Annotated in this window: 17 protein-coding genes; 11 read left to right on the plus strand and 6 right to left on the minus strand. The window is 39.2% G+C overall.

The genetic code is table 11. The features are described from left to right. Positions 1-14: 14 nt before the first annotated feature. The 9 genes from KYK27_RS08550 (at position 15) to KYK27_RS08590 (ending at position 11880) form a co-directional block, all read left to right on the plus strand. On the plus strand, positions 15-818 hold the full coding sequence (locus tag KYK27_RS08550; RefSeq protein ID WP_199109617.1) for a hypothetical protein: 804 nt from the start codon (positions 15-17) through the stop codon (positions 816-818). 50 nt (positions 819-868) lie between these two features. Continuing rightward, the gene (locus tag KYK27_RS08555) at positions 869-1759 is read left to right on the plus strand and encodes a glycosyltransferase family 2 protein (RefSeq protein WP_410524784.1); all 891 of its coding nucleotides are present in this window, start codon (positions 869-871) and stop codon (positions 1757-1759) included. Next, complete coding sequence (locus tag KYK27_RS08560; protein ID WP_199109619.1) at positions 1753-3018, plus strand: hypothetical protein; 1266 nt, start codon at positions 1753-1755, stop codon at positions 3016-3018. The genes KYK27_RS08555 and KYK27_RS08560 overlap by 7 nt, the downstream gene beginning before the upstream one ends. A gap of 89 nt (positions 3019-3107) precedes the next feature. Next, positions 3108-4148 (plus strand): glycosyltransferase, encoded by a 1041-nt coding sequence (locus KYK27_RS08565; protein ID WP_199109620.1) that lies wholly within the window; start codon positions 3108-3110, stop codon positions 4146-4148. 133 nt (positions 4149-4281) lie between these two features. Then, on the plus strand, positions 4282-5334 hold the full coding sequence (locus tag KYK27_RS08570; RefSeq protein ID WP_199109621.1) for a DUF354 domain-containing protein: 1053 nt from the start codon (positions 4282-4284) through the stop codon (positions 5332-5334). 420 nt (positions 5335-5754) lie between these two features. After that, positions 5755-7041, plus strand: coding sequence for a GNAT family N-acetyltransferase (locus KYK27_RS08575; RefSeq protein ID WP_199109622.1), 1287 nt, complete (start codon positions 5755-5757; stop codon positions 7039-7041). A gap of 131 nt (positions 7042-7172) precedes the next feature. Continuing rightward, positions 7173-9086: an asparagine synthase (glutamine-hydrolyzing) gene (asnB, locus tag KYK27_RS08580; RefSeq protein ID WP_199109623.1), complete on the plus strand. Its 1914-nt coding sequence runs from the start codon at positions 7173-7175 to the stop codon at positions 9084-9086. 90 nt (positions 9087-9176) lie between these two features. Beyond that, on the plus strand, positions 9177-10712 hold the full coding sequence (locus tag KYK27_RS08585) for a lipopolysaccharide biosynthesis protein (RefSeq protein ID WP_199109624.1): 1536 nt from the start codon (positions 9177-9179) through the stop codon (positions 10710-10712). Positions 10713-10767: 55 nt separating this feature from the next. Further along, positions 10768-11880 carry a polysaccharide pyruvyl transferase family protein gene (locus KYK27_RS08590; protein WP_199109625.1) on the plus strand — a complete coding sequence of 371 codons (1113 nt, stop codon included), beginning with the start codon at positions 10768-10770 and terminating at the stop codon, positions 11878-11880. Positions 11881-11962: 82 nt separating this feature from the next. Here KYK27_RS08590 and KYK27_RS08595 read toward each other — a convergent pair whose 3' ends face one another. From KYK27_RS08595 to KYK27_RS08620, 6 genes are all read right to left on the minus strand, one after another. Further along, complete coding sequence (locus KYK27_RS08595; RefSeq protein WP_199109626.1) at positions 11963-13678, minus strand: GNAT family N-acetyltransferase; 1716 nt, start codon at positions 13676-13678, stop codon at positions 11963-11965. 73 nt (positions 13679-13751) lie between these two features. Beyond that, complete coding sequence (locus tag KYK27_RS08600; protein WP_199109627.1) at positions 13752-14906, minus strand: DegT/DnrJ/EryC1/StrS family aminotransferase; 1155 nt, start codon at positions 14904-14906, stop codon at positions 13752-13754. A gap of 83 nt (positions 14907-14989) precedes the next feature. Further along, a complete protein-coding gene (locus tag KYK27_RS08605) occupies positions 14990-15964 on the minus strand; it encodes a polysaccharide deacetylase family protein (RefSeq protein WP_199109628.1) in 975 nt (324 codons plus the stop codon). Between the two features lie 145 nt (positions 15965-16109). After that, on the minus strand, positions 16110-16784 hold the full coding sequence (locus KYK27_RS08610) for a polysaccharide lyase (protein ID WP_199109629.1): 675 nt from the start codon (positions 16782-16784) through the stop codon (positions 16110-16112). A 296-nt stretch (positions 16785-17080) separates the two neighbouring features. After that, positions 17081-18460 (minus strand): undecaprenyl-phosphate glucose phosphotransferase, encoded by a 1380-nt coding sequence (locus tag KYK27_RS08615; RefSeq protein WP_199109630.1) that lies wholly within the window; start codon positions 18458-18460, stop codon positions 17081-17083. A gap of 1009 nt (positions 18461-19469) precedes the next feature. After that, positions 19470-20717, minus strand: a complete 1248-nt coding sequence (locus tag KYK27_RS08620) for a polysaccharide lyase (RefSeq protein WP_199109631.1) — start codon at positions 20715-20717, stop codon at positions 19470-19472. A 1217-nt stretch (positions 20718-21934) separates the two neighbouring features. Here KYK27_RS08620 and KYK27_RS08625 point away from each other — a divergent pair. Together KYK27_RS08625 and KYK27_RS08630 are read left to right on the plus strand one after the other, a co-directional pair. Continuing rightward, positions 21935-22789 (plus strand): ABC transporter permease, encoded by an 855-nt coding sequence (locus tag KYK27_RS08625; protein ID WP_199109632.1) that lies wholly within the window; start codon positions 21935-21937, stop codon positions 22787-22789. A gap of 10 nt (positions 22790-22799) precedes the next feature. Next, positions 22800-24080 (plus strand): ABC transporter ATP-binding protein, encoded by a 1281-nt coding sequence (locus tag KYK27_RS08630; RefSeq protein ID WP_199109633.1) that lies wholly within the window; start codon positions 22800-22802, stop codon positions 24078-24080. The last annotated feature ends 18 nt before the right edge of the window (positions 24081-24098 follow it).

The raw sequence follows: 24098 nt of genomic DNA on the forward strand, positions 1-24098 counted from the left end.
ACCTAAAAGAATTAATGTTAACTCCCAAGACCATAGTTACTTCTTTCATGAGGCTTTTGGGCTGTTATTCATATATATTCCATTGGAAAGGCAGATCATACAAAGTATTTACCCCGTTTGGTAGTGTATCTAAAAAAGCGGAACTGAGGGGGAATAAGAAGGCATTACTATCTGATTTTTGGAAAGAGCATGTTATTGAGGTTAGCTCTTCCCCCCTCATTTTAGCCATGAGGAAAGGTGAACCTGTGTTACTCGAAAAAGTTGAGAGAGCAGAAGATTTCATCAACTATAAATTACAGGATATCATGAATATGCCAAGCAAAAAAGCCAGTTTAGCTTATAACTTCAACCGGCTAAATAAATTATGTGTCTTAGGCTTAAATGAAGAATTACTAAAACTGTCAGAGCAGCTGCTTTCGTCCTTATACCTCCCAGTAACAGCTTCCCACGGCGATCTGCACATAAACAACATGATCTTGGTAGCTGACGAAATAATGTTAATTGACTGGAGTATGTACAACCCTAATGGCAGCTTTGTAAACGACTATATTCACTTCTACAATTATCTGGAATCGCACAAAGAAAATCAGAGTTGGACAGTCACTATTTTAAAAGAACACGAATACCTGAAGCAACTGGCGAAAACACTCCAGACTACAGACACACTTTTAAAACTTTCTTACTCTATGAGCAGAATTAATGGAGAAGCAGGGCAGTATAGTAGCCTCAGGCTTATTCCCAAAAAACAGATCAATAAGTATAATCACGTTTTATTCCAGCTTGTAACTTTAATAGAGAGAAGCAAATGTTTAGCATAATCATTCCTCTATACAACAAAGAAAGCAGTATCGCGAAAACTTTGACATCTGTGCTTAATCAAACATTCAAAGAATTTGAAGTCCTGGTTATTGATGACGGTTCTAAAGATCAGAGTTTGTCCAGAGTTCAGACGTTTTCCGATTACCGAATAAAAGTTTATTCGAAAGCAAATGGCGGAGTTTCTGATGCACGCAACTATGGTATTGATCGAGCTTCCTATAACTATATTGCTTTTTTAGACGCAGATGATGGGTGGGATAATAACTATCTGGAAGAGATGGAAAAGCTTATTGCAAAGTATCCTGATTGCGGTATGTATAACTGCGCCTACAGAAGAGTAAAAAGCAATAAAATATATTCTGAAAGCCCTAATATACCTGATGGTATCATCCAGGAGTATTTTAAAACGACACTCACTTTAAACGATATGATTTCGTGGACTTCAGCCACGATCATAAAAAAAGAAGTTTTCGATTCAGTAGGTAAATTCCCTGTAGGTATGGTAAGTGGCGAGGACTGCTATATGTGGAGCAAGGTAGCTATTAAATATCCTGTTGCATTTACGCAAAAGATAATGGCTACTTATAATATGATGTTAAGTGATGCTTATTTAAGGGTAGCGAAACCTGATACCTGCCAGGAGTCCTGGTACGATCTGTATAACGAAAATGACCCTTACCTGAATAAATTTATCGCTACAAAAGCAATAGAAAATGGTTTAAGACATGCCTGGGCAGGGCAAAAAAAGAAAAGTAAATTAATAGAACAGCAATTTGAATTTGTTAAAGGGTTTAATGATAAATACTTCAACAGTAGATTAAAAAAGCTTTATTACCTGAACAGGCTGCCATATTTCGCAGTAAAGGTGCTTCTTCTCTATAAAAAATTAGCCACGCTCCATTTCTTCGAGCCCAGATTATTACCTGTAAGATTATGCTGATCCTTGCGTTAGGCTTGCTGCTGATAATTGTTTTTGTTACAAGGCAAAGTCTTTTCCCAATTGCTCTGGTATTTTTCTTTGTGCTGTTCGATATGTTTGACGGCTTTTACAAGGATAATCAGCTCTATGCAGCAATCCGCTACATCATTCCGCTAACACTTTTACTTAGTTACTTATACAACAAAAGGGCGTTTATAAAATCAGATGGTATTTTCCTGATTTTAGTGTTATACCTGTTATTATTGGTAATCTACAACCCAGGAGATGTAATTGTATCTGTTAAAACAACATTAGCTGTTATTATAGCCTTCCTGATGATTCCTTTGGGAAGGTATCTGGGCGGGCAGGGCGATTTTCTGAAAGATTTTGAAAAGTATAACAGAACTCTTCTGATACTTATCCCAGCTTATATTATCTATGCCAATATTTTTAATATCGGAAGATCTTACACCTTCGAGTTTACCACAGGCTTTCTCGTAGCCTCACGAATGTACCTTACCCCTATCCTTTTGTTTCTGGGCATTCATTATATCATTACAAACAAAGACAGGGGCATGTACATTAAATTGCTTGATGCTGGCCTGATTATACTTAATATCTGCATTCTGATAGTGATAACCAGAAGAACTTCTTTAGGAATGATCGTGGGCTCACTTTTTGTGTACTTACTCCTTAACAGGAAGTATTTCTTTCAGATGTTAGGGCTTGTATTAGTGCTTGGTGCTGCATTGATTCTCAGCTACCCACTTTACAAAGAAAAGCTCGATGCCCAGATGGCAAACAGGGAGCGAATACAAGATATAGATACCTACGAGGAAGAAGGCCGCTACCTGGAAACACTATATATCTTAGAATATCACGAAAAAAGTGGTGAGCTAAGTGAGCTCCTTTTCGGAGTAAAACTCTTCGATACGATTGAGTTCGGCCTCAAATATTTTGGGCGAGACCGGCCTATTCATAGCGATATCAACATGATATTTTATAGTACAGGTTTGGTAGGTATGCTACTCTTTTCCGTTTTCCTGATCCACTACTTTATTATCGGAAACAGCAAAATAACACCTGAAAACAAAAAGGTTTATTACCCGCTGCTGATCATGTTTCTCATAATTTTAATACCTGGCAGGTTTATAGGCACATTCACTTTTGCCCCTTTGTTAATGCTGCTTCTTTCTGCGATAAAATATTACATACCAGAGGATGACGAGGATGAATATCAGTTGCAGAGCGAAGAGCAACTGATGCGAACAGGAGTATAGACTACTCTTTTCAAAACTGCCAGTGCTGACCTAAAAAAAGCAGGCTACAGCAACGACCATGTGTTTATTATCTTTTTAATTCAGGCATTATGAAGGTTCTCTTTGTTTGCAGTGGTAACTCTAAAACTTTTGATGTAGTACCTTTTATAAAAGCCCAGGGTGAATCGTTAAGGAAGCTAGGCATAGACCTTGACTACTTCCCTATAGTTGGTAAAGGTTTTAAGGGATATTTGAAGGCGGGTAAGGCTTTACGTCAACATTTAAAGCGCCATTCCTACGATCTGATCCATGCACACTTCTCTTTGTCTGGGTGGTCTGCCGTTATTGGAGCAGGCAAAACACCTGTGATCTTATCTCTGATGGGTGACGACGCTCAAGGAGACTACATCGGTGTTAATAAGATTCGGTTTAGCAGCAGACTATTCATCGTTTCTTCATTTCTAATTCAACCATTTGTAAGAGCTATCATTTCGAAATCTAAAAACCTTGAAAATTTTGTCTACTTCAAAAAGAAGTCATTTATAATACCCAATGGAGTTGATACAGCCGTTTTTAAGCCGCACCCTAGAGGATTCAGAGAGGAGTTGGGTCTAAGAAAGGACAAAAAAATAGTCCTGTTTTTAGGAAGTAAAGAGCGCATCGGCAAAAATTATCCTTTGGCGCAAGAAGCGGTTGCTTACTTAAACATGCCCGAAGTTGAGCTTATAAACCCCTTTCCTCTACCACACACTGACATTCCGAAGTACCTTAATTCTGCCGACGTGCTGGTTGTTCCATCTTTCATGGAGGGCTCCCCGAATGTTGTAAAAGAGGCTATGGCCTGCAATTGCCCTATAGTAGCCACTGATGTTGGCGATATAAGCTGGGTAATGGGGAATACGGAGGGATGTTATTTGGCATCTTTTGAGGTAAAAGACTTTTCTGAGAAGATTTGGGAGGCGCTGATATTTTCAGAAACAAGAGGCAGAACAAACGGTGCAGAAAGAGTGGAGGAACTTGGTTTAGGTTCTGAAAACATCGCGCATAGAATTATAGAGGTTTACAAGAACTTCAGTGCTGTTAAGGAGCAAAAAAAGACACCTATTTTAGCCGGCACGCCTGGCATACAGAAGGTAAAATCAGTGCTATAGTTCGCATATCAGTTACACATCTTTCGGCCTGACGATATTATACAGATTCCCTTGAGTTAACTACACCTGCTCACCTCATCCAGATTTCTTTTATCAAATAGCATGTTTACACTTCTACCAGCCTACGCTTAGAATGAGAATCCTGATTGATATAAACCACCCGGCGCATGTTCATTATTTTAGAAACTTTTCTGAGATAATGAACAGACAAGGCCATACTATTCTCTTTGTATCAAGAAATAAGGAAATGGCCCATCGCTTACTTAATTTATATAACATACCATATATAGACAGGGGAAAAGGTAGCGATGGGAGACTTGGCAAGTTTCTGTACCTGGTATATGCGGAAGTTAAGCTTATACAAATAGCAGCGAAGTTTAAACCGGACATTTTTCTGAATTTCCTGCACCCGTACCCTTCACAGGTTGCCCGCTTATTTGGTATACCTTCATTAGTTTTCAGCGATACAGAACATGCCGTTTTACACCATAAGTTAACTGTACCTTTTGCAACTAAGGTTTTCACCCCATCGTGTTACCGGATTGATTTAGGGGAAAAGCACGTACGTTTTGACGGGTACATGGAACTGGCTTATTTACATCCTGCCTACTTTACGCCCGATCCCGCCATTTATAACTTTTTAGGCCTGCAACCTGGAGACAGGTATGTAATAATTCGATTTGTGTCGTGGGCAGCTGCGCATGATTTTGACCATAGCGGTATGTCACTTTCCAACAAGAGGAAAGCTGTACAGGCCATCTCAAAGCTTGCCCGGGTATTTATTACAGCAGAAGGTGAGCTTCCGGACGATCTGGAGCAGTACAGAATCAGGATCCCCTTTAATAAGATACATGATGCGCTCTACTATAGCAGCCTGCTATTTGGCGAAAGCGCTACTATGGCTTCTGAAGCTGCTGTTTTAGGCACACCATCCATTTTTATAGATAATGACGGACGAGGCTATACAGATGAGGAAGAAACAAAATATGGCTTGGTTCATAATTTCTCCGAGAGCGAAAACGATCAGTTAAAAGCAATCAGTACGGCAATCAAAATACTGGAAGAAGAACAAAACGGTAAGAGATTTAAAGAAAGCAGGAATAAGTTGCTTGCCGAATGTATAGATACAACTCAATTTATGGTGAAAGAGGTTTTGAAGTATAATAATAGCATATCCGATAACTGAGCCTGCTTTGCTTTGTTATCAGCTTAATTTGAAAGCATGCATAATGATTCCATAGTTGAACCAGAAGCTACAATGCCTGTACTTGCCAGCATTACTGAACTGTTGATTGGGAACCAGGTATTTGACCTGCTATCCGACTCATTTTTTTGTATAGGCTGGGATACACTATATAAAAACTGTATATGGAGCACTGTATTTCAGTCAAGGGGATTTGTAACAAGCTGGTATAAACATTACAGTACAGAGTATCTGCCTGTTATAGTAAAACAGACAGAAGGCAACTCCCTAACCGGGCTACTTACGCTGGCCAAGGACACACAAGGTAATATTATAGGCGCAGGTTCAAACCAGGCAGAGTACCAGGTATGGCTTACTACAGAAACAGAGAAAGGCTCATTCATTAAAGATGCGCTGCACAAGTTGCGAAACGCTTTCCCTGAAGCAGAAATCATACTGAAATATGTACCTGGCAATGCACCACTTCAGCAAGTAGTCACAGACGGTAACTGGAGCAGGTATTGTTTTAGTAAAAAGGTTAAACAGCCTCTACTAATAATTGATGAGGAACAAATAAACAAAGAGTTAAAAAAGAAGAACAGGAAAGAAAAGATCAACAGATTAAAGAGACTTGGAGATCTTAAATTTTATCAGATAACAGACCGTGAGGAGTTTATTAACATTCTTGATGAACTAGCCATACAGAGTGATTTTCGTAAGGGGGCCATGTATAACAAAACTGTTTTTATGGATGACCCTTACCGTAAATCCTTCCTCCTATCCTTATACGACAGCGCACTGCTCCATACTACTGTACTAAAACTGGACGAGAAAATCATTGCCTCTAACATTGGCGCTGCTGGCAAAGGATGGGTGCACTTGCAGGGTGTAAATACCCACTCCCCTGTTTATGCCAAGTATTCCCCTGGCATCTTACACTTTTTAATGGTGGGGAAAATATTAGCAGAAGATGGTTATAGTGCATTTGATCTCACACCAGGAACAGATGCCTACAAAGATAGCCTGGCAACATCTTATACAAATGCTTTTGAATTAACGATAGGCAACAAGCATACCTCAGCAAACAAAAGTCTGAACTATAAAATTGCTGGTTATTTAAAATATTATTCGGCTAAACTGGGAGTTCAACAAAAAACCATCCGGGATATTAAGCAAACCAGTACCATAATCAGGAGTAAGTTAAAGGCTTTACGGAAAGCAGATATATATATTTTAGCAAAATCCGGCTTGTATAGTCTGAGATGGGGAGCTAAACCGAGTTTTTACTTCTATAGAATAAAGGGACGTGCAACCTTACCTAAAATAAAGGTTAACAAAGATAATCTGGGAGACCTATTAAAGTATGACCAAACCGGCTCCACTTTTACCAGATGGGAATTTCTCATGCAAGCTATGAAGCGGTTCGAAGCAGGACAACATGTATATACCTGGTGTAAAGCCGGTCAGTTACTTGCATGTGCCTGGCAAAGTGAACATAAGAATACCTATTTACAAAGGTATGAGGTTCCAGAATTTCCTGACAAGGCGGATGTCTTACATGACTTTTACATTAAGCCGGCTGCAGCACATATAAACCACTTTGTAGAAGGTATCATACATGAAGTGATCAGGGAGTTCGGTAGTTGTTATGTAATTTCCTCATCTCATAATAGAAAGCTTTGCAAGATATTAGAAGCAATAGAAAACTAGAGCAAACTATATTACTACTCTATTACTATCGAATTATTATCATCGGAATACCTCTCCAATTCAAGGGCTAAAACATAGCTTCCCAAAGTAAACAGCATTATATATTTCAGTTTAACTAACCACTCAAGATCATGTGCGGAATAGCTGGTATTATCCATTTCAATCAAGATACACCGAAAGAATCTTCTTTACGATCTATGATGGGTCAAATGAAGCACCGGGGTCCAAACGATGATGGTCTGTTCATAGAAGATGCTGTTGGTTTGGGTTTTGTTCGCCTGAGTATTATAGACCTGACACCTGATGGACATCAACCTATGCTATCGTCTGATCAACGTTATGTTTTAGTTTTTAACGGAGAAATATTCAATTACGTCGAACTGCGAGAGGAGCTCCGCCAGCAAGGGGTTACCTTTCAGACTAAAACAGATACAGAAGTATTGTTGCAGGCATACATTCACTGGGGAGAAGACTGCATGCATCATTTCAATGGGATGTGGGCTTTCGCTATTTACGACCGGCTAAAAAAGACCATCTTTGCATCGCGCGACCGCTTTGGCATAAAGCCATTCTATTACATCCATACAGATGATTTCTTTGCATTCTGTTCTGAAATTCCACCGCTACTCACCCTGCTAGAAAAGGATCTAACAGCAAATTACCAGAGTATCTTTGATTACCTGGCCTTCAACAGGACCGACCAGACAGAGAGTACATTCTTTAATGAAGTAAAAAAACTGCAGCATGGTATGAAACTCATTGTAGAAGATGGAATGGTGAACTATAGCCATTGGTATAATCTTCGGGAGAGAGTATCTAAGGCAGCGAAATTCAAAAATGCTGCTGAATATAAATCCTTATTCACTTCAGCAGTTGGGCTAAGGCTAAGAAGCGATGTACCAGTTGGAGTATGCCTGAGCGGAGGCCTGGATTCTTCAAGTATTGTTTCTGTTCTGCTTAAAGAATTCAACAAAACTGATTTGAATACTTTTTCAGCGGTATACCAAAACGGGCAAACCGGTGATGAGAAAAAGTACATTCACGAGTATACGCCGCTGCTAAATAACATGCATTACATCTACCCTAATGCAGCAACCCTTAAAGCAGACCTGATGGAGTTTGTAAGGGCACAAGCGGAGCCAATTCCTTCTACCTCGCCGTACGCACAATACAAAGTGATGGAGCTTGCCAAAGATAAAGTAGTAGTAACACTAGACGGACAGGGAGCAGATGAAGAATTAGCCGGCTATCACTACTTTTTCGGGTTCTACTTTAAAGATTTATTAAAGAGAGGTAAAATAGGGAAGCTGACTCGTGAGATGTATCATTACCTGAAGAACCATCGAAGCCTGTATGGTCTCAAATCATTCGCATACTTCTTACTTCCCGAAGGCATGAAAACAAAGGTCAGAGTTGGGGAGAAAGGATACTTAAATACTCATTTTGTTAATAAGTACAGCCAATCAAATGCGATTGCCGGACACTTATATGGATCGAGCTCACTTAAGGATGCATTACTGAATCACTTCGAAAATAAGCTGGAACACCTGCTGAAATGGGAAGACTTAAACTCGATGCATTTTTCACTTGAAGCCCGTGTACCGTTCCTGGATTTCAGATTAGTGGAAAGAACACTTGCCAGCTCCGACGACTGGGCAATCCGCAATGGTATCACAAAATATATTCTAAGAGAGGCCATGAAAGATGTGCTGCCGGAAAAGATAAGATTGCGACAGGACAAGATAGGTTTTGGCACACCACAGGATGAATGGTTCAGAGAACCTGCCTGGAGAAAGATTGTAGAGGAGATATTAAACAGCAGCTCTTTCAGAGAGCGAAACCTCATCAACCCGGAAATAGCCAGGAGCAAGTACAAAGACCATCTTTCCGGAAAGATGAACATTGCAAAGGAAATATGGAAATGGGTGCACCTCGAACTATGGTTCAGAACATTCATAGATGCAAAACAGACTACCAACACGGTAGAAAATAGAGATACTATAGTTACAGAAACTCCTTCAGTACCTGTACTTATAAATGAGTAAAGTCCGGGCAGATCTGCAACAGTTTATCACGACGAATTTGCTGTAATACACCAGGATCAAAAGAACAGTACATTACTATCAGGAAGTAAAATGGCTATCAATCAATTAAAAGCCGGGGCACTTTTATCGTATATTTCCATAGGAATAAACAACGCAGTAGGCCTGCTTTTCACCCCTTTTATGCTGCGAATGCTGGGCAAGTCTGAATTTGGACTTTACGCACTTGTTGCATCCGTAGTCGCATATCTTACAGTATTGGATCTTGGCTTAGGAAATGCTGTTATTAGATATACTGCTAAATACCGCGCTCAGGGTAAAGAAGAAGAGCAATATGCGTTATTTGGCATGTTCCTGATACTGTATTGCGGTGTAAGCTTGTTAGTGATAATTAGCGGAACAGTTCTATACCATAACATAGAATATATTTTCGGAAACTCTCTATCAGCTGTGGAACAAGCTAAAGCTCGCGTAATGGTCATACTCTTGATCCTGAACCTGGCCCTAACCTTTCCTCTCAGTATTTTTGGCTCTATCATAACCGCTTATGAACAGTATGTTTTCCAGAAACTAATTAACATACTCCGTATCCTGATAAGCCCTTGCCTGATGATACCGTTACTGTTAATGGGTTACAAGGCCATAGGGGTAGTTATGATAATAACGGTGCTGAATATAGTTACCCTGCTAGTTAATGCCTGGTACTGTTTCTTCAGATTAAAAATTAAAATTCATTTCCAGTATCTGGAATGGGGTCTGCTTCGGGAGATATCTTCCTATTCTTTCTTTATTTTCCTGGGTGTTATTGTAGACAAGATCTACTGGAGCACTGGGCAGTTTGTGCTCGGTGTTGTGGCTGGCACTGCGGTAGTTGCAGTCTATGCCATCGCGGTACAGCTGCAAATGTATTACATGACTCTATCTACTGCTATTTCAGGTGTTTTTTTACCTAAGGTCACAGCTATGGTTGCACGCAACTCAACCGACAAAGAGTTATCAAACCTCTTTATCCGGACCGGCAGAATACAGTATGTAATCATGGCATTTGTACTAAGCGGTTTTATTTTATTTGGAAAGAGCTTTATTATACTTTGGGCCGGCCCTGAGTACGAAGGCGCTTACCTGATCTCGTTGCTTTTAATGATCCCCTTAACTATACCGCTGATCCAGACACTTGGCATTTCCATATTACAGGCCCGTAATCAGCATAAGTTCAGATCCCTGCTTTACATTGTGATAGCTACAGCCAGCTTAGCTATTAGTATACCCTTAGCAAAAGTATATGGCGGAATAGGTTGCGCTATAGGAACAGCTGCCTCACTAACAGCCGGAAATATTATTGCCATGAATTTATACTACTATAAACGTATCAACTTAGATATACCCCGCTTCTGGAAGGAAATCACCAGAATGTCGGTACCTATTGTGGTTGCGACCGTTTTTGCACTGGCCCTTAATTACCTATACCCGCACAATACCTTACTCTCGCTATTTATAAAAGGATTGATTTTCGGATTTCTATATATAAATATGATCTGGTGGAAGGGGCTAAATAGTTTCGAGAGAAACCTGTTTAGTATCCCCACTAAGAAAGTGCTCGCAAAATTCAGATTTTACTATACACACTAATGCACCTTATTAAAAAAGAAGTTTGGTTTAAACTCAATTAATACAACATCTAAAGATGAAAAAGATATTATTCGAAGGCTATTATGGGCATGAAAACACAGGTGATGATGCTTTCATTGAAGTATCGGCCTGGGGTGCAGAAACGTATTGGGGCACAAAAAACAACTTCTTTTTATCCAGATCGCTTCCGAAGATAAAGCATTCCGCAAGCTGCTTCGAAAAGCAGGCTTTTCGTGGGCAGTACAGATTAGAATGTCTGCTGCAACTAGCTGATGCAGATGCTGTAGTATCTGCAGGTGGTTCTACTTTTGAAAAAGCACCTGAAATCATGCATATCCGTAATTTATCTTTGCTAAAAAAGAAAACAAACGGATCGCTTAAGATAGGGGCAATAGGAGTTTCTTTAGGTCCTTATAAGAATATTGAACACGAAAGAGCCATTATTGAATACTTATCAAACCTGGATTTTCTGGCATTGCGCGATGAATACTCATACAAGCTGGCATTAAGTTATAACCTACCTTATAACCCAATAAATGCTTTTGACTTAGCAGCCTTGCTACCTCACATATATAATCCGGTTAGTGTTAAACCTGATCATGAAGAGAAAATATTCGGAATAAGTGCCTGTTATTTTGAGCGGTACAGGGGAATAACAAACTCAGCTTCTGAAGAACGCCGGACAAATTACTTAAAGAGTTTATTACTGGAAGTTTCGAGGAAGACGAATGTTAAGCTCAGGTTTTTTATTTTTAATGGCAATGTCATAAACGGTGATCAGCAAATAACCTATTCCATTATAAACTACCTTACAAGCAAAAATGCAACTAACATAGAAATCGTACCATACAGTACCAGAACTAACTTTATGTATAATAAAGTATCTGAGTGCGATGTGATTCTTTCAGTAAGGTTGCACGCATCTATGTTCGCATGTTTTTCTCAGATCCCGTTCTTCTTGGTAGAGTACCACAGAAAATGCGGCGACTTTTTGAACAGTATAGGGTACCATGAGAATTATAAAATTGGAGATGGCACTAAAGACATAGCAGAGACAGTAGACCAAATTACAGCTTTCCTGGAAAATAAGAATAACTATGTTCAGCCTGAAAAGCTTGTGAATTGTAGGGAGAAAGCAATGATGAATTTCACATCGGTTAAACTATAAATAGATAAACTTCAATTAACTATAATTAGCTCCTCTGAAATTCACTTAAAAACTATTAGTGGCTATAGTATGAAAGAAAGTCTTACAGTTCCCTCCCTAAAGAATGCAAAGCTCTGTTAGTTGATTTATCTGCCTCAGTGGTTATGGCATATAACTCCGCATTTTTTATCTCAGAGTGTATCATGCCGGCAACGCTTGCAATAAAACATTCCAGTTCTGCCTTACCATTCTGGTGAAAGCAAAAAATCTGTAATACTTGGGCAGTTTCGGGTAATTCTACTTCCAGAATATTGCTTTTTATCAACGTTTTAGCCTCGCTTAACCAGGCACAGGCTAACATTACCCCATCCTCGGCCCAGGTAAATGACTGCTCCCCTATCTCAAAACGGTGCATTGCATCTTCCAGAAATTCCCATCTTGTTTGTTTTGATAAACCCTGACTATAATCCAATAAGTCTTTAAAGCTATTTCTTCGCGCCTCGATAGAAAACTTGCCACCTAAATTTTCCTGACTCAGCTGATATACCTTGTAATTTTTTGCCTTGCTTTTACCTGGTAGGTTTTCAATTAGATGGCGTAGCAAACCTTTTCTCTTGAAAACCTTCAGCTTAGCTTTTAATAAGTATACTTTCCTGATCACCGAAAGCTCGACGCTCATTGGCCTTAATCCTGCCCTTATTAAAGTGTTGTGCACCGACTTTCGCAGCCCTCTTTTAATAAAGTAAGTAGGATTATTGGTCACAGTTAATTCGTAAACAAAGTCGTGGGTTGTAGCTAAGCGTTCTTTGTAAGAATCACCTCCAGGGGTGAGATCAAATGTGGCATACCCTGCCTCCGACAACCGCTGGCCTAGCATCAAGAAATGAACAAACCCAGGAGAATAATAACTTGCCTTCAAAGGGGAATGTATATTTATTCCCCCCAAATGCACCCAGTCTTTGCCGGCAAGCGCAACTATAGCCGCCAGTATCTGTTGTTCTGTTCTAAGCAAAGTCACATGAAGCAGGTTTTGCTGAAACAAGGCAATCAGGAATTCCGATTTTAGCGGGTTTTCCTTAAACCGGTTTTTATTAAACATGGCACCCTGTCTGAAATCAAACTGAACTGTTAGTTCTGGAAGGATGGCAATGAAGGTGTCAAGGTCAGTTATCTCTTCAAACTGTAGTTCGCCAAGCTTTTTCAACCTGTTGAGTTTATTCCTGAACTCACTCTTCCGGAACATTTTAGAAAGATCAGGATCATGCAAATCCATCAGAGGTCGTCGGAAAGGCTCTATTATACATCTGCTCTTCCATTGTGGATTTGTACTGGCCCACTCTACAGGAACCTGTGCAGGGATATACCTCAACAAAATATCACATTTAGGGTATTGCTCCAGAACCTTAGAAAGCGCGTTATTAATAAATTCAAAACCATCGCCATCGGCAGTAAGCCATGCCTGGTACTCGGCCTCAAAATGCCCGGCTCCTACTATGCGTACTCTTTTGTTTCTTAGATCAGTAGAAACACCAGTGCCTAGTACTTTTAATGCTAAAGTTAATAACCCTTGAAGTTGGCCATTGCTTTCAGTTTTTACCAGAATGGGCAGGTACTCTTTTTGGTAAATGTTATACCATGCCGTAACAAACTCCCTGCTCTGAAAAACGGTTGCCCAGGAACAGGCAGAATATAAAATATCCCAGCGAGCCTTAAATTCCTCGTTGGTTAATAAGCTAAAAACGTCTTGACCCACCAGTAACTCTACCTTACTTAGATGAAGAGGCTGCGGAATTGTTTTAGGTGTACTATCAGTCTGCATAGTTCAGAATCTTTTCAGCATAAGCTTACTACCGCTTAATAGTAATGGAAACATTATAGAAGAGTAATAAGCATCATACGAGAGCACCTATAGTAGCCTCTTTCTTAACCCTTACATCCATCACAGCATCCACAATCTGCTGCAGATCGACCAATGTCAGCTCCTGGTGCACAGGCAAAGCAACGAGGCCTTCTCGCAGCCTTTTGCTCCGTGGAAAATCTTCTACAGGAAGTGAAGGATGTGGATTAAGCCAGAAAAGGAGTCCCACTACTCCCCTTTTGCGTAGCTGCATCAGAAAGTTTCTGGCATCATGTACTTCTACAGGGAAAGCAAACGGACTTGCGCCATCAGGTACAGAAGCAAAAGGAGCCGGCACCATATCGATCAGGTGTTTTAGTAGGAATCTATAGTTTTCCCTCCTCCGTTCGGCTGTAGTGTCATCGAGTATTTTTGGTAACAGGTAGTTTGTTAAGGCAGATGGTGGCGAAGCAGGATTACCCATATCAAACTCAATGGTTAATTGACCACGCATGCGATGCCACTTTTTGTTCCACCACGTAACTATTGGCTTAAAGAAAAGATGTATCCTTCCCACTTCTGCACGGCGTGCTGCTATCCAGTTTACATGTCGCTTAAATGCGCGCCATCCTCCTGTTTCAGCCACAGCAGCAGGAAATGCAGGTGGTATTGTAGAAATCACGGCTCCTCCATCAGGTATGCCATACGTTTTATACAAACAGAAAACACCCATATGCCCGAAAGAACCCACCGGTTGCCCCTGGTGCGTAGCCAGAAAAGCCTGAGCAGCATCTTCAATTAAAAGCAGATTATTCCTATCGCACCATTGCCGCCAAAAGCCGGCATCCTGCGCAAATCCTAGATAGTGAATTATATACAATGCACGAACCTCCGGAGTGATTAGCGCCTGCAAGCTTTCCGGATCGGGTTCCAGCGCCTGATTTACTTCATAATACCTGATCTGCAAACCTGCTTCTATCAGAGCCTCTATTTCGGAACCATGGTGGTAAGCAGGTGCAAGAACAACGTCGCCTGACCCAAGTTGCAGTGATTGGCACGCATTCCAGATCGCATGGCGTGCAAGAGAATATACACGACACCCTTCCTGGTTTAAAGGAAAAGGAAGTTGGTCTGCTTTCTTTTTAAAATAAACACCGAGCGGTAAAGGTGGCCAGATCAGGAGGCTGCGGGAAGGGTTAGGCTTTCTCATAGTAAATTATGGTGCGTAAAGGATGTATTTTAGAAAAGTAGAGTCTTACAGGTTATAGTTGCTTAAGCTTATGCACCTATCTATTATGAAACTAGCACTTTAGGTTTTTTAGAACTATAGGCAGGAGCAGAAGCTGGTGGAATCTTCTTAAATGGTGGCAAGCTTAATTTAAGCATCATAGGTTTCCAAACCCCCATCATCCTGCACAGATTTTCTGCAAAAGATGCTCCCTCCAGTATGCCAAACCGTGGTAGGCAGTAGTTATTTTTTAAATCCTGTAACGTTAATGGCTTAGGCACACTCGAAAACGCAAGCTTATAGTTCAGATCATGTAAAGCTTTCATCTCTTTTTTACTATAATCCCCGTTAGGGTAAGCGAAGAACGAAACTTCCTTTCCAGTCCATTCCTGGAGTTTATCTTTTGATACCTTCAACTCAGCGTATAGTTGATCATTTTCGCAATTAGTAAGTATAGGGTGCGAATGAGTATGACCGGCAATAGTAATATATTCTGATTCTGATATTCTTCTGATCTGTTCGATTGTCATTGCCTCTCTTTCAATTTCAACATTACCTTTTATCTTATTAATGAGAGAGAGCCTAATATCATTCGGCACCATTTTTAAAGTTGCTTTTGGTGGTATTCTTAACTTAAGGTCTTTTGCTTTCTTCAGGTAAGACCACCAATATGCTCCTTCTTCTACTGCTTCTGTAGAAACAAATATTGCGACAGGAACCCCATACTTATTAGCTACCTCTACAATATTTTTTTCATTGTCTTTCCATCCGTCATCTACAGTTAACAGAACAGCGCCCTTTGGCAGGGGCAAATTCTGTTGAATAATCCTGTACACATCCTGAATGCTGAGAAAGGTAAAATGGTTTTCCCGGAACCACTTTACACAAGCTTCAAATTCATTTTTTGAGGGGTCGTGGAAATACATTGAAAGTATAAATTCACCACTCATAGCCCTTGCCTTAGCTCTCCGCACACAACCACAAATGATTAAAATATTTGCTAATAACCAGGTAATTACATTTCTAAGACTATACTCCATAGCAAATACTCTTTTTCACTCTTTACACTAATGCTAATTTCAAACATCAAAACTTCTGTAACATTTACCCTTGCGTTTAATTTAAATTTACAGATCGGAGGCTTGCTTAAAGGAACTTGTACCAGAAAAGTTTACCTTATATAATTTATGGTTTAGTATCAGTTTTTATCCCTTCACCGGTAACCAGGTTATGAGAATTTGGACTAGAAGAAGTCATATCGGATAGGTCGGCATACTCATCACCAACCTTAATATCATCTATATAATATATCCTTAAACTTGTGTCTGTTTTGCTTTTATTCCATTTTGCTTTATAGATTCCTACTTTCCAGTAAGGCATTTCTTTTTCTTTGAATTGGTTTCGGCCGCGGTATGTGATGAGTTGCCTGCCATTATGCCAAACCTCAATTAAAGCATCTTTACCATCAGAATGTATTATATGAAAGACAAACTCATGCCAGACATCCTTTGTTACGGGAGCTATATCTATTCTTTCCCAGGCACTGTCGTCTGAATGATGTAGTACCCTCAGGTAAAAGCGACCATTAGAAATGCGTAAAGAAATTGGCGGGCTCCCGCTCTGGTGCCATTGACTTATCAGTTCATTAGAGGCATCATTTGCATACCCCTCAGAAGGGAAAAGCGCTGCAAAACTATACCAACGTTCTTTAGATGTTATTCTATCAATTACAAATAGCTCCGACCTGGTACCTCTGTGTATCATTGGGTCAGAATCGCGTAGTTCAAACCTACCGGCCCTGGTGCCATGGTGTACCGGGTTCTCCACTAGCTTAAAACCATAATCAGTACTTGTTTGCATACTGACTACTTTAGCAAGAGCATCTTTACCTTCAAAGGTCTCTTCGAACAGTATTCTATCCGATATAGGCTTTTGAGATGAACCTTCCCAGGAACGATACCTTCGCTTCAACTCATCTTGAACAGAATAAAGAGCCAACCTTGAACGGTGATAATCTTTAAGCTGACTTATGCCTCGATCTATACTTTTATACTTTGAAGCAACCATTGAAAGAAGCAGAATACATAGTAAGAATATGGATGCAGTTCTATACATTCTGAACAATACCGATATGATTACTTCGGCAATCATCTTAATCAGAAAGCAATTGTGTGCGTCTTAGCGCTAAATATCGTCCTGTATATAATCTTAAGATCCAGGACAAAGGACCAATTCTCCATATACCACAGGTCATGCAGTGTTCTTTGGATCCTTTGCTCTTCGGTTTCAGTAGGGCCTCTCCAGCCATTTACCTGTGCCCATCCTGTAATACCCGGCTTAAAGTAGTGCCTGATCATATATTTGTCTACACTTGCCTGCAGTTGCTGGTTAAGGAAACTTCTGTGTGGTCTGGGGCCAACTACACTCATGTTGCCAATAAGTACATTCAAGAATTGCGGCAATTCATCCAGGCTATACCTTCTTAATATTCTTCCAATATTAGTTACCCTCGGATCATCCTTTTGGGTGGAAAGCAAACCTCCTGAAATAGTGTCGTTGTTGCTCATACTCCTGAACTTATAAACTTTAAATGGCTTACCACCCTTTCCTATTCTTATAGGGCAATAGAAAACAGGACCTGGTGTTTCAAACTTTATAAGTAGAGCTATGACTATAAAAAGTGGTAGCAGGCCAATAAGTGCCAATGCGGCAAAAACTTTATCAAAACTATTCTTAAGTATAAAGGCATGTGTTTCATCTAAAGGCAGTTGCCTGACGTTTACTGCATCAATCTGGCCATATTTTGTTATTTTATAGTTCTTCCCAAAAATGCCCTGGTAATCCGGAATGTACTTAACTCTTACACCATGATAATCAGCAGCTGCAATTATATTACGCACTTTTTTGGACGCTTTTATAGGTAAGGCAATAACAATTTCATCTACTGGATTTTCCCTGAGGTATTCGTGAATGTGATCCAAGTCTCCTACAACTTTATCCTTTCCTACCAGGCAGCTCTCTTTTTTCTGACAATCTATAAATCCTTTTACTTTTAGCCCTTCCTTGCCCTGGGAGTTTAGTTGCCTTTCTACACACTCAGCCAGGTTCCCTACACCGGCAATAAGTGTAAAACGCTCTTTTTTAGCTTTGTTTTTTGCAAAGTCAATATAATTAACCGCAAGCATATTTATGGAAATGCCTAAAACCTGAAAAGTAATTGCAAAGGCTATCACAGCACGAACGCTATACAGCGTAGAAGGCGAGGTAAAAAAGAATATGAGAAATATTACTAATAGAACTATAAATGCTTTAATATAGCCTGCTAACAAATTAGGTCTTTGATGAAAATTAAGGAAGTAAAGTTTTCTCCAGTAACATATTAGAAACCATAGCAGAATAAAACCGGCGAATATTTCCCAGTTTAATCTTTCTAGATTTCGATTATTAAAAAGTTGAATTGATATAATAAGGGCAATAACAAAAGTTAATATGTCACCCCCGAAATAAGAAAGCTTTATTTGTCTTGGGCTAATCATAGTCAAACTCAATTAAAAGCACTGTTAAGAATAATTCCCTTTCGATATTTTGGTAATTGACACTATGAGAGGGGGATTTTGGCGTCATTTGCCACGTGAAGGTACAGTAAGGACTATTTGCTAGTAGTAAGATACATTAGGGGCCATTTATTGCATGTTGGAATATTGTATGCGCTATCACATTAGTATTATACATGTAATACACTTTCCTCTATCCTTAATTCGAGTTTCAATGAAATCTTCTTAAGGTGTATTCTTAGATGTGGAGTATAAATTAATCATATAAAAAAAATTAGTAGTTGAATTAAATACATTTAACAACGAATAAATAAAGTACAATTTTCCAATTAGAATAATTATAGCAATTATCAGATAAAATTTATAACTTATTATACTTGATTAACTACGAAAGGATGCGGGTTTGTACTTATAAAATGTTAAATTGACATATTAAGCAGCGAACGTATGATATTTGTTAACGAAGATTTAATTTGTGGTAAGAGGCCATATAAAAAGGTGGATAGCTATTAAATTTTACCGGAAGGTGGAAGATTGTATCCAAACTATAAGTTGAGTAACTGAGCTAAATCTAAAGACTAAAAAATATTTAACTAATCTTTCTAAAACTCTAAAGGCATTTATCTATAATTGATCAACTGAAAGAAATTTCTGAGATAAAGCTAAGCATTCTCCTAATCCAAATCTCATTCAAAAAATCTATATAGTACAATTCATACAGTTGAATTATTTGTTTCATGAATGACTCGATTTATGTAATAATCTTTCATGGGCTCTGAGTAAAAGTTGCGATGCCAGCGAATCAAAAGCAAACATTCCGATAGCAATATGATTGGCTTCACAATTTCATTAAAAATTATAAGCCATAAAAAAAGCAGCTATAAGTAGCTGCTTTTTTTATGGCTTATAAATACCTTACATTAAGTAAGATTAGTATCATTCTTAAGATAAACATTTACAAACTTTTGTTCATCTCATCACGATCATCTATTTAATACTTTATAGTGAAATTAATAACTACAGGTGTTCCAGCAGTTCCAGTTCCTTTAGATCCAGAATAAGGTGTAGCTGTTAAGGTGTAGTTACCTACTGGCAAGGTTAAATTACCATAGTAATAGTTGCCTTTTCCATTATCACCAAATAGAGCAAACGGAGAAGCATTATCAGTATAGGTATGATTTTTAGCTCCGGTTAGGGCAAACTTAACGCTACCAACTGTAGCACCAAGATCTGCACGGAAGTTAAACTTTTTTGTTCCCAGCGTTTTATAGCTTAACGTAACTCCACTAGTCATCTTCAATACATCTTTCTCTGTACCAGCATCTACTAAAGTAATGCCTGTGATTTGAGAGGAGCTTGAAACCGGCTCAGTTGGAGTTGGGGTTGGAGTTGGTGAAACAACAGGTTCAGTTGTAGAAGGAACTTCAGTAGTACTGCCAGTTCTCATATCCGCCAGACTTGAATTTTCGTTTCCAACACGTACGTTATCATACAAAAGCACACGCTTTGTAGTCAGACTTTCGCCACTGTTCCAAGATGCTTTATAGATACCAATCTTCCAGTTAGGCATTTTGGTATCATACATGTTACCACCTGTATGAGTTAGTATCTTGTTTCCGTTTTTCCAAACTTCAATTAATCCGTCAGATCCATAAGAGTGGATAAAATGGAATACATATTCGTTCCATGTATCTTTTGTTATTCCACCCAGGTCTATTTCCTTCAATGAACCTGAGTTATTTCCAGTTCTTAGGATTAACCTGTCTTTACGTACTCGCAATGACGTTGCCTGTGTAGTACCAGATGATTGCCACCACTGGCTGATTACTTCACTCTCAGTATCATATGCATAATCTTTAGAAGGGAAATAAGCAGCAAAGCTATACCATCTGTTCTTATTTGTAGCCGGGTCTGCTACTATAACTTCGGCTCTTGTACCATTTGCTACAGCGCCATCTGAACTACGTAGCTCGAAACGGCCTGACTTGGCTCCGCTAAAAACCGGGTTAGTTACCATCTGGAAGGCATACGAAGTACCGAACTGTGTATGACGGCCAGAGAAAGCAGTACTGCCTTCGAAGGTTTCCTGATAAATATAATTTGCTGAAGTAGCTGCGTCTGTAGATTCAGCATTTAAAGCTGAGATTGGTGAAACTTCGTCTAGTTCTTTTTGCTCACAAGACACAACTATTGCACCCACCATCACTGGTGCCAGGATATATTTTAATAAACGATTCATTAGGATTAGGCTAAAAGTTAAAAAATTTACTCAGGCTTCCGGTGCCTTTGGAATATGCTCGAATACTAGCATCCAACCGGGATTCGCCTCTTGTTAAAAGGATAAAATTGATTGTACTTAAATTAAATGTTTACTTTTAAAAGTCTTACCATACGCCAAGCTCACTTAAGATTCAACACTCATTTATCTAATTTCTTCTACAACGTGCAACAGCAGAACGCTTTGTACATTTTTCTAAAAGCAACTTCACAAATGTAGTATAACTTGTTTCACAATTAAAAACCATTGGCCAAAAAAAGGGGCATTTTATTAGATTCACACCATGTTTTTATTAGTATACTAAAAAAAACAGCCAAATTATGTCAAAAATACAACCTTTTTTAAGTTGACCTTACGAAGATATCAATTGTACTTTTTTAATTTATCTTTAAATAAATAAATTATATAAATTCTCTATATTTGTTTACAGAATGCAATTATCAAACAAAACCAATCAGGTTTAACAAATATAGCTGTCTGTTATTAGTAAGCTGTCGATGTAAAATGCTGGCTTTTGCACTAAGTAAAGTTTAGCTCACCCGTGACCTATTAGCTCATCAGCATGATATGCCATTTCTATAGTAACCAGGTGAGAACTTTAATCCCAGAAGATCAGGTAATTAGTGATTTTGGACTCTGTTAGCTGTTTTAAAGGTAGTATTCCGGTTCAGTACTAGGCTTTCCCAAAGCACTGCCCTTACACCGATGCCAAAGTAAACTATAATGAGTAAGACTTAATAAAGAATGAAAGCAGCAAAGCTTCATGACTGCCAGCAGGTGGTTAAAGGCACTAAGCGTACTTTACGTTAACTTATGCAGATACATTAAACCGACCTTCGGAGGTAATACCGGCTCGTTACTTTTAGAGGGAGGCCCAAGGTGTTATAGTTTATAGTTTCATCTTTTGAAAGACACTTCTGTATTTAACCTCTGCAAATTGCTAATAAAACGGAAGCCGAATAGGGTAGGATAAGTAGGTCTATACTTTATAGTTGCTAGATTAGAATACAATTATAGATATAAGAACGAGAGAATAGTTAAACTTACTCTTCATCTCGAAAACCACATCCTTTTCAAAATTTACAGCCACAGTATTTTCGAAGGAATTAATACTAACTTTTATTATAATTATACAGTATTATAGATACATACCTTATCTATAACTTGTTATCTGACCTATGCCTTCAACTACTAATAAATGGGAATGGCAAATAGATAAATCAACCAGCTTCTGGAGCCATTCTCCAAAAGAGTTGTGGGCTTACCGGTTTTTATTAGCAGGTTTAATCAAGAGGCAGTTCCTGCTAAATTATCAGCAAACCATTCTAGGACCTCTATGGATATTTTTCCAGCCTATCCTGACATTGGTCACCTATGTTATGGTTTTTAATAAACTAATAGGTATAAGTACAGGCAATTTGCCCCCAGTCGTATTTTATGCTTCTGGTATAATCCTATGGAATTTTTTCAGCGACAGCTTTACAGGCAGTTCAGGCACATTTAAAGAGAATGCACATATTTTCAGTAAAGTGTATTTCCCGCGTATTGTAATGCCTGTTTCAATTGTAAGCACTCACTTTATCAGGTTTCTAATGCAATTATTACTCTTCCTGATGGTGATTATCTACTATAGCTTATTTTCTGATTTGCGGTTGCACCTTAATATCTGGATTCTTGCGTTACCAGTTTCAATAACATTTATCGGATTAATGGCTTTAGGAGTAGGTTTATTATGCTCGCTCCTAACAGCCAAATACCGGGACTTAACAAACCTGGTAACATTGGGTATCCGGCTGGTTATGTTCGTAACTCCCGTAATTTATCCGGTCACTGCTATTCCGGAGAGACTACGCTGGGTGGTGCAAATTAATCCGCTTACCCCCTTATTTGAACTCTTCCGCCTTTCCCTGTTCGGGGAAGGTTATGTTACCGTTCCTCAGGTATTTTATAGCTTAGGTATTATTGTATTGGTTCTGATCGGAGCCACATTGCTTTTTAATAAGCAGTGTGACAAGCTGATTGATGTAGTTTAACGACTTGATAATGCCAGAAGTAGTAATAACAGTAGAGCATCTTTATAAAATGTATCGCCTGGGATCCATCGGAACGGGTTCTTTCAGGCAAGATCTGCAACGCTGGTGGACTTCTTCTGTCCTAAATAAGCAGGACCCTTTTTTTCAGGTGGGAGAAGAATTCGACTCGGGGAAGTATTCACAACATATCATGGCGTTACAGGATGTGAGCTTTGAAGTAAGACAAGGTGATGCTATTGGTATAATTGGCAGTAATGGTTCCGGCAAGTCAACCTTGCTAAAGATAATTTCAAGGATTGTGCGGCCTACAGAAGGCGTTGTAAAAGGGAAAGGAAAAGTTAGCAGCCTTTTAGAAGTTGGTACAGGTTTTCACCAGGAATTGTCCGGGCGGGAGAACATATACATAAGCGGCTACATTTTAGGTATGAGCAAGCCCGAGATAAAGCGAAAGTTTGATGAAATAGTCGCATTCTCAGGAGTTGAAAAATTTGTTGACACACCTGTTAAGCGGTATTCATCCGGGATGTATGTTCGCTTAGCTTTTGCTGTTGCAGCCCACCTGGAGCCAGATATCTTAATTGTAGATGAAGTACTGGCAGTAGGCGATGCTGATTTCCAAAAGAAGTGTTTAGGCAAAATGCGGGAAGTTTCCCAATCAAGTGGAAGAACCATTTTGTTTGTCAGCCACAGCATGCAGGCCATTAAAAACCTATGTGATAAAGCACTATGGCTCAACAAAGGCCGAATGCAGGCATTTGGACATGTACCAGAAGTCATAAATAAGTACTTGAATAACAACCAGAAAACAAACTTCAGGCAGAGTTGGGATAATCCTGATGAGGCTCCTGGTAATAACTGGGTACGTATAAAGTCGGTAGAATTAATCCCAAAACTGGAGCATTCAGAAAATATCCTGGATATACGAACGCCGCTGCTGGTTAAATTTCAATTCTGGAGCATGAAAGAGGATATAGTACTAAGTGCCGGTTTACTATTATTCTCCATCAGCGGAGAGTGCATTTTCGACCTTCCCTCTCCTACCACCCTGAGCCATAAAGGTGTTATGGAGGGAGAATGCCTTATTCCAGGAGATTTCTTAAATGATGGCTCATACTATATCTCCCTGAATTTTGTAAAGGATACTTCTGTGCCTTTGTTTGATTTTGATGAGTGTTTGTCGTTTGATCTGCAAGATTACCGGGGTGAAATACAATGGTATGGAAAATGGTGGGGTACAGTACGCCCAAAATTCCCATTCTGCATTAAACAAGCAGATATGGTCCAGAAATAAAAACACTCTTTCTTGTGT

It is taken from the genome of Pontibacter populi (assembly GCF_019336435.1).
GTDB classification, from domain to species: Bacteria; Bacteroidota; Bacteroidia; order Cytophagales; family Hymenobacteraceae; genus Pontibacter; species Pontibacter humidus.